The organism is Kitasatospora sp. NPDC001547, from assembly GCF_042894165.1.
Classification (GTDB): domain Bacteria; phylum Actinomycetota; class Actinomycetes; order Streptomycetales; family Streptomycetaceae; genus Kitasatospora.
On the sequence record NZ_JBIAVL010000010.1, the window covers coordinates 62,556 to 75,646 of the forward strand.

Genomic DNA, 13,091 nt, shown 5'->3' on the forward strand with positions numbered 1-13,091 from the left:
GCCCCCCTCAGACCACATGAACGACTCTCGACTTACGAAAGAGGGCTTGACGACCAGTGCTTGACGTCAACTTCTTCGACGAGCTCCGCATCGGCCTGGCCACCGCCGACGACATCCGCCAGTGGTCGCACGGCGAGGTCAAGAAGCCGGAGACCATCAACTACCGCACCCTGAAGCCCGAAAAGGACGGACTCTTCTGCGAGAAGATCTTCGGCCCCACCCGGGACTGGGAGTGCTACTGCGGTAAGTACAAGCGCGTCCGCTTCAAGGGCATCATCTGCGAGCGCTGCGGCGTCGAGGTGACCCGTGCCAAGGTGCGCCGCGAGCGGATGGGCCACATCGAGCTGGCCGCCCCGGTCACCCACATCTGGTACTTCAAGGGCGTGCCGTCCCGTCTGGGCTACCTGCTCGACCTGGCGCCGAAGGACCTCGAGAAGGTCATCTACTTCGCCGCCTACATGATCACCTGGGTCGACGACGAGCGCCGCCAGCGCGACCTGCCGTCCCTGGAGGCGCACGTCTCGGTCGAGCGCCAGCAGATCGAGAACCGCCGCGACTCCGACCTCGAGGCCCGCGCCAAGAAGGCCGAGACCGACCTGGCCGAGCTGGAGGCCGAGGGCGCCAAGGCCGACGTGCGCCGCAAGGTGCGCGAGGGCGCCGAGCGCGAGATGAAGCAGCTGCGCGACCGCGCGCAGCGCGAGCTCGACCGCCTCGACGAGGTGTGGGCCCGCTTCAAGAACCTCAAGGTCCAGGACCTCGAGGGCGACGAGCTGCTCTACCGCGAGCTGCGCGACCGCTTCGGCACCTACTTCTCCGGCTCGATGGGCGCGGCGGCCCTCAAGGACCGCCTCGAGACCTTCGACCTGGCGGAGGAGTCCGAGCGCCTGCGCGAGATCATCCGCACCGGCAAGGGCCAGAAGAAGACCCGTGCGCTCAAGCGCCTCAAGGTCGTCTCCGCGTTCCTGCAGACCACCAACAAGCCCAACGGCATGGTGCTGGACTGCGTCCCGGTCATCCCGCCGGACCTGCGTCCGATGGTGCAGCTGGACGGTGGCCGCTTCGCGACCTCCGACCTGAACGACCTGTACCGCCGCGTCATCAACCGCAACAACCGCCTGAAGCGCCTGCTCGACCTCGGTGCCCCCGAGATCATCGTGAACAACGAGAAGCGCATGCTCCAGGAGGCCGTCGACGCGCTGTTCGACAACGGCCGCCGCGGCCGTCCGGTCACCGGCCCGGGCAACCGCCCGCTGAAGTCCCTCAGCGACATGCTGAAGGGCAAGCAGGGTCGTTTCCGTCAGAACCTGCTCGGCAAGCGAGTCGACTACTCGGCCCGTTCGGTCATCGTCGTCGGCCCGCAGCTCAAGCTGCACCAGTGCGGTCTGCCGAAGGCCATGGCGCTGGAGCTCTTCAAGCCGTTCGTGATGAAGCGCCTGGTCGACCTGAACCACGCGCAGAACATCAAGTCGGCCAAGCGCATGGTCGAGCGCGCCCGTCCGGTCGTGTGGGACGTCCTCGAAGAGGTCATCGCCGAGCACCCGGTCCTGCTGAACCGTGCGCCCACCCTGCACCGCCTCGGCATCCAGGCCTTCGAGCCGCAGCTGGTCGAGGGCAAGGCCATCCAGATCCACCCGCTCGTCTGCACCGCGTTCAACGCGGACTTCGACGGTGACCAGATGGCCGTCCACCTGCCGCTCTCCGCGGAGGCGCAGGCCGAGGCCCGCATCCTGATGCTGTCCTCGAACAACATCCTGAAGCCGGCCGACGGTCGTCCCGTCACCATGCCGACCCAGGACATGGTGCTCGGTCTGTTCTTCCTGACCTCGGACCGCGACAACGTGAAGGGCGCCGGCCGCACCTTCTCGTCGACCGCCGAGGCGATCATGGCCTTCGACGCCCGCGACCTGGACGTCCAGGCCCCGATCGAGCTGCGCCTGCCGGCCGGCACCGTCCCGCCGCGCGGCTGGACCCCGCCGGTGGACGAGGAGGGCCAGTCGACCTGGTTCGACGGCGAGCCCTTCCGCCTGACCACCACCCTGGGCCGCGCGCTCTTCAACGAGCTGCTGCCCGAGGACTACCCGTTCGTCGACTACGAGGTGGGCAAGAAGCAGCTCTCCGCGATCGTCAACGACCTGGCGGAGCGCTACCCCAAGGTCGTCGTCGCGGCGACCCTGGACAACCTGAAGGCGGCCGGCTTCCACTGGTCGACCCGCTCGGGTGTCACCGTCTCGATCTCGGACGTCATCGTCCCGCCGAGCAAGCCCCAGATCCTGGAGGGCTTCGAGGCCAAGGCGGAGAAGGTCCAGAAGCAGTACGAGCGCGGTCTGATCACCAACGACGAGCGCAAGCAGGAGCTCGTCGGCATCTGGACCCAGGCGACCAACGAGGTCGCGGACGCCATGGCCGCGAACTTCCCGAAGACGAACCCCATCTTCATGATGGTCGACTCGGGTGCTCGTGGAAACATGATGCAGATGCGCCAGATCGCCGGTATGCGTGGTCTGGTGTCGAACGCCAAGAACGAGACCATCCCGCGACCCATCAAGGCGTCGTTCCGTGAGGGTCTGTCCGTGCTGGAGTACTTCATCTCCACCCACGGTGCCCGTAAGGGTCTGGCCGACACCGCCCTGCGTACCGCCGACTCCGGTTACCTCACCCGTCGTCTGGTCGACGTCTCCCAGGACGTCATCATCCGCGAGGAGGACTGCGGCACCGAGCGCGGCCTGAAGCTGTCGATCGGCTCCGTGGGCGCGGACGGCGTGCTGCGCAAGGCCGACGACGTCGAGACCAGCGTCTACGCCCGCATGCTCGCCGAGGACATCACCGTCGACGGCAAGCTGCTGGCCACCGCCAACACGGACCTCGGCGACGTCCTGATCGACGAGCTGATCCGCCACGGCATCGGCGAGGTCAAGACCCGCTCGATCCTGACCTGTGAGTCGGCCGTCGGCACCTGCGCCATGTGCTACGGGCGCTCGCTGGCCACCGGCAAGCTGGTCGACATCGGTGAGGCGGTCGGCATCATCGCCGCCCAGTCCATCGGTGAGCCCGGTACCCAGCTGACCATGCGTACCTTCCACACCGGTGGTGTGGCCGGTGACGACATCACCCAGGGTCTGCCGCGTGTCGTCGAGCTCTTCGAGGCCCGTACCCCCAAGGGTGTGGCCCCGATCTCGGAGGCCCAGGGCCGGGTCCGCATCGAGGACACCGAGAAGACCCGCAAGCTGGTCGTCACCCCGGACGACGGCACCGACGAGATCGCCTACCCGGTCTCGAAGCGTGTGAAGCTGCTGGTCAGCGAGGGCGAGGCGGTCGAGGTCGGCCAGAAGCTGACCATGGGTGCCACCAACCCGCACGACGTCCTGCGCATCATGGGCCAGCGTGCCGTCCAGGTCCACCTGGTCGCCGAGGTCCAGAAGGTCTACAACTCGCAGGGTGTGTCGATCCACGACAAGCACATCGAGATCATCATCCGGCAGATGCTCCGCCGCGTGACGATCATCGAGTCGGGCGACGCCGAGCTGCTGCCCGGCGAGCTGGTCGAGCGCGGCCGCTTCGAGCAGGAGAACCGCCGCGTCGTCGCCGAGGGCGGCCACCCCGCCTCCGGCCGTCCGCAGCTGATGGGTATCACCAAGGCCTCGCTGGCCACCGAGTCCTGGCTGTCGGCCGCCTCCTTCCAGGAGACGACCCGGGTCCTCACCGACGCGGCGATCCACGCCAAGTCGGACCCGCTGCTGGGCCTCAAGGAGAACGTCATCCTCGGTAAGCTCATCCCGGCCGGTACGGGTCTGCCCCGCTACCGCAACATCCGGGTCGAGCCGACCGAGGAGGCCAAGGCCGCGATGTACTCGGCCGTCGGCTACGACGACTACGACCTGTCGCCCTTCGGCGCCGGCTCCGGCCAGGCGGTCCCGCTGGACGACTACGACTACGGCCCGTACACCGGCTGAGTCGCGCGTCACCGACCGCAGGGCGGTCACCCCTCACGGGGTGGCCGCCCTGCGGCGTTCCCGGGCCTCCTCCGGGGGCGCCGGGGCGCGGCCGCGGGCCGGTCGGCAGAACCCGGTTAGGACATTCGGCCGAAGTCGCGTAGAGTCGTGTTCACCGACGCGGGGTGGAGCAGCTCGGTAGCTCGCTGGGCTCATAACCCAGAGGTCGCAGGTTCAAATCCTGTCCCCGCTACTAGTTCGAAGGGCCCGGAGGCATCTAGCCTCCGGGCCCTTCGGCGTTCCCGGGCCCTTCGGTGTTCCGGAGGGCCCGGCCCGCGCGGTCGGATTTTCGGTGGCCGCGGCCGGGCCGGCGGCCGTACCGTCCGGGCTATGAACGCGAAGCGGCCCCTGATCGCCGTCCTCACCGGTGCGGGCATCTCGACGGACTCCGGCATCCCCGACTACCGCGGCCCGAACGGGGTGTGGCAGAAGGACCCGTCGGCGCAGGAGCTGGTCACCATCGGGCCGTACCTGGAGGATCCGGAGGTCCGGCGGCGCGCCTGGCGGATGCGGTTGGAGACGGACGCGGTGGCCGCCGAGCCGAACGCCGGGCACCGGGCGCTGGTCGACCTGGAGCGCTCCGGGCTGCCGCTGCGGGTGCTCACCCAGAACATCGACGGGCTGCACCAGAGGTCCGGGCTGACCGCCCGCAAGGTGCTCGAACTGCACGGCAACACGCGGGAGACGCAGTGCCTGCGCTGCCGGGTGGTCGGGTCGATGGCGGACGCGCTGGCGCGGGTCGGGGCGGGGGAGCCGGACCCGGCGTGCCGGGAGTGCGGGGGGATCCTCAAGCCCCGCATCGTGATGTTCGGCGAGAACCTGGACCCGGAGGTGCTCGGGCAGGCCGACTCGATCGTCCGGGCCTGCGACGTCTTCATCGCGGTCGGCACCAGCCTCCAGGTGTTCCCGGTGGCGGCGCTGCCGTACGACGCGGTGAGGACGGGGGCGGAGCTGATCATCGTGAACGCCGAGCCGACGCCGTACGACGAGGCCGCGGCCGAGGTGATCCGGGAGCCGATCTCGCGGGCGCTGCCGGAGCTGGTCCGGCGGCTGGTGCTGGAGCGGGCCTGAGCAGGGCCGGAAGGATCGGCTTCCCGTACGCACCGCATGCGTACGATGATCCTTCCGGCTTTCCCCCTCATGGCCTGGAGTGATCGACCGATGACGACGACGGCGAAGTTCGACCCCTGGTCGGCGGCGTTCGTGGCCCACCCGTACGACGCGTACGCCGAACTGCGCGAACACGCGCCGGTGACGTACTTCGAGCCGACGAACCAGTGGCTGGTCTCGCGCCACGAGGACGTCAGCGCCCTGCTGCGGGACCGGCGGCTGGGCCGCACCTACACCCACCGCTTCAGCCACGCGGAGTTCGGCCGCCCCGAGCCCGACCCGGCGCACGAGCCCTTCCACACCCTGAACGACCACGGGCTGTTGGACCTCGAAGGGCCGGACCACACCCGGCTGCGCCGACTGGTCTCCAAGGCCTTCACCCCGCGCATGGTCGAGGGACTGCGCCCCACCGTGCGGCGGCTGGCCGGCGACCTGGTCGACGAGCTGCTCGCGGCCGGCGGCGGCGACCTGATCGCCACCGTCGCCGAGCCGCTGCCGGTCGCGGTGATCGCCGAGATGCTCGGCGTGCCGGAGGGCGACCGGCACCTGCTGCGGCCGTGGTCCTCCGACATCACCGGGATGTTCGAGCTCAACCCGACCGAGGAGGCCGCCCGCCGGGCCGTCACCGCGAGCACCGAGTTCTCCGACTACCTGCGCGCCCTGATCCGCGAGCGCCGGGCGAACCCGGGCGACGACCTGATCAGCGCGCTCGTCCAGGCCCAGGACGGCGCCGACGCGCTCAGCGAGCAGGAGATGGTCTCCACCTGCGTGCTGCTGCTCAACGCCGGCCACGAGGCGACCGTCAACACCACCGGCAACGGCTGGTGGGCGCTGTTCCGCAACCCCGGGGAACTCGCCCGGCTGCGCGGCTCGGTGGACGAACTGCTGCCCACCGCCGTCGAGGAGCTGATGCGCTGGGACACCCCGCTGCAGATGTTCGAGCGCTGGGTGCTGGAGGACATCGAGGTCCGCGGCGTGACCATCCCGCGCGGCGCCGAGATCGCCCTGCTCTTCGGCTCCGCCAACCGCGACCCCGAGCGCTTCGCCGACCCGGACCGCCTCGACCTCGGCCGCACCGACAACCCGCACATCACCTTCGGCGCCGGAATCCACTTCTGCCTCGGCGCCCCGCTTGCCAGACTGGAGCTCACCGAGTCCTACGGCACCCTGCTGCGCCGGGCCCCGGGCCTGCGGCTGGCCCGCGAGCCCGAGTGGAACCCGGGCTACGTGATCCGCGGGCTCAAGGAACTGGTGGTCGAGGTCTGACGGAGCAGAGGGGGGAACGGCCGTGGGCAAGGCGACGGGGACACTGCTGGGGCTGGCGATCGGGGACGCGCTCGGCCGGCTGACGGAGTTCAGGACCGTCGAGGCGATCGCGGCCGACCATCCGGACTGGCGGCGGCTCCCGCTGCCCGGCAGGGCGCTGGTCACCGACGACACCCAGATGACGCTCGCCCTGGCCCGCGGTCTGCGCACCGCCCTGGCTCGCGGCCCGCTCACGCCGCTGCGGCTGGAGCGGCCGGTCCGGGAGGAGTTCGTCGACTGGTGGCGCTCCCCGGAGAACAACCGCGCCCCCGGCATGACGTGCCTGCGCTCCTGCGAGCGGCTCAGCCGGCAGGAGTACCGCTGGCAGCAGGCCTCCGACGTCGGCTCCAAGGGCTGCGGCGCCAACATGCGGGTCGCCCCGGTCGGGCTGGTCCGCGAACTGGACGCCCGGCAGCTCTCCGGCGCCGCCCAGCTGCAGTCCGGGCTCACCCACGGCCACCCCACCGCGCTCGCCGCCGCCGACCTCACCGCGTACGCCGTCCGCAGGCTCGCCGAGGGCCTGCCGCCGGCCGGACTGCCCGCGGTGCTCCGGGCCCACGCCCTGGCGAGCCGGGAGCGGTACGACGAGTTCTGGCTCGGCGACCTCGCCGACCACTGGTACGGCGCCTCGCCGCAGGCGGTCCTCGCCCGCGGCTGGGACGACTGCCTCAAGGTGCTCGACCGCCTGGACGCGGCGCTCGCCGCACCCGATGTCGAGGCGGACCCCTGCCTGGCCACCGGTGAGGGCTGGGTCGCCGAGGAGGCCCTCGGCACCGGCCTGCTCTGCTTCCTGCTGCTCCCGGACGACCCGGTGGCGGCCGTCCGCCGGGCCGCGTACTCCAGCGGCGACTCCGACTCGCTGGCCTGCCTGACCGGTGCCTTCGCGGGTGCCCACCACGGCGAGGCGGCCTGGCCGGCCGACTGGGTGGAGCGGATCGAGCACCGCGACGAACTGCTGGAGTTCGGGGCGCTCTGGGACTGAGCCGGCGCCGGGGGCGGGCGGAACCGGGTGGCGGGGCGGTGCGTCGAAGGGCCATGACGAACCGCAGCACCGCAACCCGTCGTACCCTTCGCCGCCCGGCGGCGCTCCTGCTCGCGGCCGCGCTCGCCACGCCGCTGCTCGCCGGCTGCGGCAGCACCGCCCCCGCGCCCGTGGAGCTCCGGGCCTCCCCGCCCACCGGCCGGCCGACCGCCGACCCGGCCCAGGTGGCCGCCACCGCGGCCGCCACCGACGCCTTCGGCCTGGACCTCCTGCACGTCCTCACCGCCGAGCCGGACGCCGCCGGGAGCAACCTCGTGGTCTCCCCATCCGGCCTGGCCGCCGTGCTCGCCATGCTGCTGCCCGGCGCCCGCGGCGCCACCGCCGAGGAGCTGGCCAAGGCCCTGCACACCGGGCTCGACCCGCAGCAGTACGCGTTCGCCACCGGCGCGCTGAACCGGCCGGTCCCGGCCACCGACAAGCTCACCCTGCGCCGCAGCGACGACGTCTGGACGCAGCGGGGCCTGGCCGTCGAGCCGGACTACCTGGCCACCCTGGCCGGCGCCTTCGGCACCGGGGTGCACCAGGCCGACTTCGCCAAGGACCCGGACGGGGCCCGCAAGTCCGTCAACGCGGCCGTGGAGAAGGCCACCGACGGCCGGATCAAGGACCTGTTCGGCCGGGAGGCGATCAACCCGAGCACCCGGCTGGTGCTCACCGACGCGCTCTACCTCAAGGCCAGGTGGGCCTCCGCCTTCAAGCCCTCGCACACCGCCGACCGCCCGTTCCACAAGCTCGACGGCTCCGCCCCGGCCGTCCCCACGATGGGGCAGACCGGGGACTTCAAGTACGCCGACGGCTCCGGCGGGATCGTCGGCGAGCCCTGGCAGGCCGTCGAACTGCCGTACGCGGACGGCGGGTTGGTGATGGACCTGATCGTCCCCGCGCAGGGCGGCTTCGCGGCCTTCGCCAAGGGCCTGGACCAGGCGCAGCTGGACCTCATCCTCGGCGCCCTCGCCGAGCGGCCGGTCGACCTCCAGCTGCCGCGCTTCCGCTTCGACACCTCGAAGGAGCTCGGCTCCGCGCTGCGCTCGCTCGGCGTGCGGGCGGCCTTCGGCGCGGCCGACTTCAGCGGCATCGCCAAGGACCCGCTGGCCGTCGGCACGGTGGTGCAGAAGGCCACCATCGAGGTCGGCGAGGACGGCACGGTCGCGGCGGCCGGCAGCGGTGTCGGAATGGACGTGGCGGCGGCGCCGAACGCCGAACGGCCGGTCCAGGTGCACCTGGACCGGCCGTTCCTGTTCCTGATCCGGGACACCCGGGGCGGAGCGCCGCTGTTCCTCGGCCAGGTCACCGACCCGCAGGCCGGGTAGCGCCGGCTCGCCAGACCGGGCCGCCCCGGCTCACCAGGCCGGGTAGCGCCCGCCGAGCCCCGGGTGCAGCGGGTCGCGGCTGCCGAAGAGCACCAGCAGGTCGTCCGCGACCTGCCGCAGCTCCGTCCGGCCCTCGACCGCCCCGGCCCACTCGGCGGGCAGCGCCGCGGCGCCGTACGCGGCCCCGACCAGGTTGCCGCAGACCGCGCCGGTCGAGTCGCTGTCCCCGGAGTGGTTCACCGACAGCAGCAGCGCGGTGCGGACCGGGTCGGGGTCCAGGGTGGCCGCCAGCAGCGAGTACACCGCGATGGCCAGGCACTCCTCGGCGATCCAGCCGAGCCCGACCCGCTCCACAGTCTCGGCCGCCGGCTCGGCCTCCTGGGCGAGCCGCACCGCCCGGGCCAGTGCCTGGACGGTCTCCTTGGAGCTCGGCAGCTCGCGGATCTGCTCCACCGTCTCGCCGACCGCCGCCCACGGCTCGGTGCCGTCCACGAGCCGTTCGACCAGCGCCGCGAAGGCGCCCGCCGCGAGGTAGCCGGTCGGGTGGCCGTGGGTGAGCTGGGCGCACTGCACCGCCAGCCCGAAGGACTGCTCGACGCCCAGCCGGGCCAGCCCGAACGGCGCCGAGCGCATCACCGTGCCGCAGCCCTTGGAACCCGGGTTGATCGGCCCGTTCAGCCCGATCGCGGACGGCGCCTCGAACACCGGGTGCTCGGACACCCCGCTCAGGCAGGCGTTGCCGGGCGCGCGCCGCGCGTACAGGAAGGGGCGGCTCAGCAGCCAGCCGTCGTACGGGCGGGGCTGCGGCCCGGCGTCCGGCGCGCCCTGGTACTGGGTCCGCAGCCAGCGCCGGTAGGCGCCGTGGACGGCCTCCGGCACCGAGCCGCCGCCGCCCGTCCAGCCGCGGACGAAGCCGCGGATCAGGCCCTCGGCGGTGAACAGCGTCATCTGGGTGTCGTCGGTCACCTCGACCGGCCCGGGCCCGGCCGGCAGCGAGGTGACGCCCTGCGGCCCGTACCGGTCCTGGATCTGGTGGAGCTGCTGGAACTCCACCGGCCAGCCCAGCGCATCGCCGATCGCTCCGCCGAGCAGCGCTCCGCGCACCCGGTCCCGGTATCCCGACTCCGCCGCCGGCTCCGTCACGTCGAGTCCCCCTTCGTTCGTGGCGGACTACGTTCTATCAGGTCCCCCAGGGAGCCGGGCGGCTCATGTGGATCTTGCGCGGGTCGGGCGGGGGACCGGTGCGGACGGCCCCGGGCGCCGTCCGACCCGCCCTCAGCGGCGGATCGCCCCGGCGCGTCCGTGCAGCGCGGCCCGGTCGGCGGCGGCGCGGCCGGCCGCCCAGCCCACGCCGTCGCTGACCCGCACCCGCTGCGAGACCAGCTTCGGGAAGAGCCGGCCGACCTCCTCGTCCACCGCCTCGGAGCGGGCGGCCAGCGCGGGCAGCAGCCGCTCGTCGGGCAGCAGCTGCTCCTCGGTGCCGTCCTCGCGCAGGTGCCGCCCGGCCGCGGCGGCGCTGGTGGCGCGCTCGGTCGCGGCCGTCAGCCGCTCCCGGATCCGCGCCGCGTACGCGACCAGGAAGGACTGCCGGAACGCCTTGCTGCGCGAGTCCTTGCGGGAGCCCGCCTTGTTGAGCGCGTGGGTGGCCTGCACCAGCAGCGAGGTGTAGAGCAGTTCGACGCCGTCCAGGTCGCCGTCGAAGCCGACCACGGTGCAGAAGCCGAACTCCTTCGCCCACACCACCCGGCACCGGTTGGCCGCCGCGACCGCGTCCAGCAGCATCGTCTTGGGGCCCTCGTACGGGTTGTCCACCCCGATCCGCAGCGCCGCCGGGGTGTCGCGGTCGGCGCCGGCCGCGGCCAGCAGCGCGTCGTCGATGCTGTGCTGGGCCATCAGCTGCTGGGCCTTGGCGGTCAGCGCCTCGGCCTCCTCCGGGTACTCGGTGGACTCGGCCTTGGCCAGCAGCGCCCGGATCCGCGCCAGCATCCGCGGCTCGCCGGCCGCCGGCGCCGGGTGCCGCTGCCGCACGGCCTGCCCGGGGGCGGGCCCCACCGGGGCGATCGGCGGCAGCCGGCCCCAGGTGCGCAGCAGTTCCAGGGCCGCGGTGGCGAGCGCGAAGCGGTCCAGCCGGTGCCGGTGGGCGAAGGCCCCCAGGTACTCCTCGTCGCCGGACCACCACACCTCGGCCTCCAGCTCGCGCAGCTGCTCCCGCCAGCGCCGGTCCAGGGCGGCCGCGGGGTGGCGGCGGCCCTCGGCGGCGATCAGGTCCACCGCGAGGGCCAAGTGGACGGGCTTCAGCTCGCGCCGCACCACCCGGACCAGGTCGGCCGGGCGCCATCCGGCGGACCAGCAGCGGCCGACGGCGGTGTCCGCGTGGCCGAGCAGCGCCCGGCCGACGTCGGGCCACTGCCCGGCCGAGGCGGCCAGCAGCGAGGCCCCGGTGTCCAGGGCGAGGTCCAGTGCGTCGTCGGGGGCCGTCAGCACCGACCGCACCGCCTGCTCCAGCAGCGGCCCGGCGGTCCCGGCCTGCTGCGCGCGCTCGCCCACGGTGTGTCCCTGCTCTCCTCGACGGTCCGGCCTCCTGCCCATGATGCCGGAGCGGTGGCGCGAACCGTCCGGAGAGCGGGCCGGTGAACCGTTTCTCCGGGCGGGTGGGCGGGAGCCGCCCCGACGCCTGGCGAGACGGTTCGGGCCTCGCCCGGCGGGATCAGCGCTCGATGGCCTTGGCCAGGATCTCCGGCGTGCGCTCCAGCAGCCGGCCGGCCGCCAGCCGCACGCCCAGCGTCGCGACCAGCGCGCCGTACAGCGGGCCGACCAGCAGCACCGGCCAGCTCGGCCCGTCCGCGACCAGCGCCCAGGCGAGGTAGCCGCCGACCGGCAGCGCCAGCACCGTGACGCCGACCATCGAGCCGAACTGGTTGAGCAGGATCAGCCCGCCCTGCCCCGGGGCGGCGTTGCGCATCGGATTGCTGTCGGCCGGCATGGTGTACGGCGCCAGCACGCTGAACACCGATCCCAGCGCGATCCCGCAGCCGAGCAGCGTCAGCGCCAGGCCGAGCGCGGGCGGCAGCTCGCTCCACCGGCCGGTGACGGCCGCCAGCACCAGTCCGAGCACCACCGTCACCGGAACGGCGTACGAGAGCACCGCGTACGCCCGTCCGCGCAGCTCCGACCGGGCGTCGGCGGGGGTGCGCAGGGTGGCGGCGACCATCCAGAACGCCGAGCCGTCCATGCCGAACAGGTTGAGCATCTGCAGCCCGAGGAACACCCCGGTCATCGCCAGCAGGTAGACGCTCGCCCAGCCCTGGACCATCGACAGCACGCAGATCACCAGCGTCATCCCGATGCTGGTGAACAGCGCCGCCTTGGCCCGCGGCTCGCGCCAGGCGTACCGCAGGTGCCGCTGCATCACCGCCCCGGTCCGGCCCTGGGGCAGGAAGCCCCAGCCGCGCGAGCCCTCTACGCCGCGCGCCACCTCCAGAGTGGAGGAGTCGGCGGTCACCATCAGCTCCTGCAGGCTCCGCCGCCACCAGCGCAGCAGCAGCGCCAGCAGCGCGGCCGCCGCGGCGAGCTGGAGCAGTGCCAGCCCGTACCGGCCCTCGCCGGCGGTGCGCGGCGCGTCGGCGGCGCTGATCGGCGGGATCCAGCGCAGCACCGAGGCGATCGGCTTCAGCGGGGAGAGGTCGATCGGCCCGCCCCGGCGGCCGAGGATGCTCTGCGAGCCCACGTTCGCGACCTGCACCAGCAGGGCGAAGGCCAGCCCGCCGAAGATCGCGAAGTCCTTGCCGCGCCGGCTGGAGAGCATCCGGGCGTTGCCCGCCGCGACCGCCCGGGAGAGCGTGACCAGGCAGAGCACCGCGAGCGGCACACCGGCCACCGCGACCGCGGCCGAGGCGCCGCCGGCCGCGCCGGCCAGCACCGCGCCGGTCACCAGCACCAGGCTGATCAGCGGCCCCGGCCCGATCAGCGCGGCCAGCAGCGAGCCGCGCAACAGCGGGCCGGGCCGCAGCGGCAGCATGGTCAGCCGGGTCGGGTCGGCGCTCTCGTCGCTGGAGAAGAGGAACAGCGGCAGTGCGGCCCAGCCCAGCGTCAGCACGCCGAGCAGCATCGTCCCGGCGTCCCCGGAGCCCGGGTAGCGGCCGTTGAGGGCGGCCATGGCGACGGCGATGCCGGCCGCGAAGGCCAGGCCCACGACGCCGCCGATCACGTAGACGGTGGTCCGGCCGGGGCTGCGCCGCAGCCCGTTGCGCAGCAGCCGCAGCTTGAGCGCCACCAGGGCGCGGACCACCGTCCGGCCGTCGGGCACGGCGGGTGTCGTCGCGCCGCTCATGCGCC

Annotated in this window: 8 protein-coding genes and 1 tRNA gene; 6 read left to right on the plus strand and 3 right to left on the minus strand. The window is 73.0% G+C overall.

The window, feature by feature from the left end; genetic code table 11:
• Positions 1 to 56 precede the first annotated feature (56 nt).
• The 6 genes from ACFY0X_RS19665 to ACFY0X_RS19690 all read left to right on the plus strand — a co-directional run bounded on the left by ACFY0X_RS19665 (position 57) and on the right by ACFY0X_RS19690 (position 8,756).
• The gene (locus tag ACFY0X_RS19665; RefSeq protein ID WP_387756283.1) at positions 57 to 3,950 is read left to right on the plus strand and encodes a DNA-directed RNA polymerase subunit beta'; all 3,894 of its coding nucleotides are present in this window, start codon (positions 57 to 59) and stop codon (positions 3,948 to 3,950) included.
• 158 nt (positions 3,951 to 4,108) lie between these two features.
• Positions 4,109 to 4,182: transfer RNA gene (locus ACFY0X_RS19670), tRNA-Met, on the plus strand.
• A 137-nt stretch (positions 4,183 to 4,319) separates the two neighbouring features.
• Entirely contained in the window at positions 4,320 to 5,060 is a 741-nt protein-coding gene (locus tag ACFY0X_RS19675; protein ID WP_387756285.1) for an NAD-dependent deacetylase, read from the plus strand.
• Positions 5,061 to 5,150: 90 nt separating this feature from the next.
• The gene (locus ACFY0X_RS19680) at positions 5,151 to 6,365 is read left to right on the plus strand and encodes a cytochrome P450 (RefSeq protein WP_387756287.1); all 1,215 of its coding nucleotides are present in this window, start codon (positions 5,151 to 5,153) and stop codon (positions 6,363 to 6,365) included.
• A 22-nt stretch (positions 6,366 to 6,387) separates the two neighbouring features.
• Positions 6,388 to 7,386, plus strand: coding sequence for an ADP-ribosylglycohydrolase family protein (locus ACFY0X_RS19685; RefSeq protein ID WP_387756289.1), 999 nt, complete (start codon positions 6,388 to 6,390; stop codon positions 7,384 to 7,386).
• Between the two features lie 53 nt (positions 7,387 to 7,439).
• Positions 7,440 to 8,756, plus strand: coding sequence for a serpin family protein (locus tag ACFY0X_RS19690; RefSeq protein ID WP_387756291.1), 1,317 nt, complete (start codon positions 7,440 to 7,442; stop codon positions 8,754 to 8,756).
• 30 nt (positions 8,757 to 8,786) lie between these two features.
• Here the strand turns inward: ACFY0X_RS19690 and ACFY0X_RS19695 are convergent, their stop codons facing one another.
• The 3 genes from ACFY0X_RS19695 to ACFY0X_RS19705 all read right to left on the minus strand — a co-directional run.
• Positions 8,787 to 9,899 (minus strand): ADP-ribosylglycohydrolase family protein, encoded by a 1,113-nt coding sequence (locus ACFY0X_RS19695; RefSeq protein ID WP_387756293.1) that lies wholly within the window; start codon positions 9,897 to 9,899, stop codon positions 8,787 to 8,789.
• Between the two features lie 132 nt (positions 9,900 to 10,031).
• The gene (locus tag ACFY0X_RS19700; protein ID WP_387756295.1) at positions 10,032 to 11,303 is read right to left on the minus strand and encodes a DUF2786 domain-containing protein; all 1,272 of its coding nucleotides are present in this window, start codon (positions 11,301 to 11,303) and stop codon (positions 10,032 to 10,034) included.
• 160 nt (positions 11,304 to 11,463) lie between these two features.
• Positions 11,464 to 13,091: transporter (locus ACFY0X_RS19705; protein ID WP_387756297.1), on the minus strand; the 1,628-nt coding region annotated here is incomplete at its 5' end.

Coding starts and splice junctions, on each gene's coding strand:
- ACFY0X_RS19690 (WP_387756291.1), top strand. CDS start 7,440: ATGACGAACCGCAGCACCGCAACCCGTCGTACCCTTCGCCGCCCGGCG.
- ACFY0X_RS19680 (WP_387756287.1), top strand. CDS start 5,151: ATGACGACGACGGCGAAGTTCGACCCCTGGTCGGCGGCGTTCGTGGCC.
- ACFY0X_RS19675 (WP_387756285.1), top strand. CDS start 4,320: ATGAACGCGAAGCGGCCCCTGATCGCCGTCCTCACCGGTGCGGGCATC.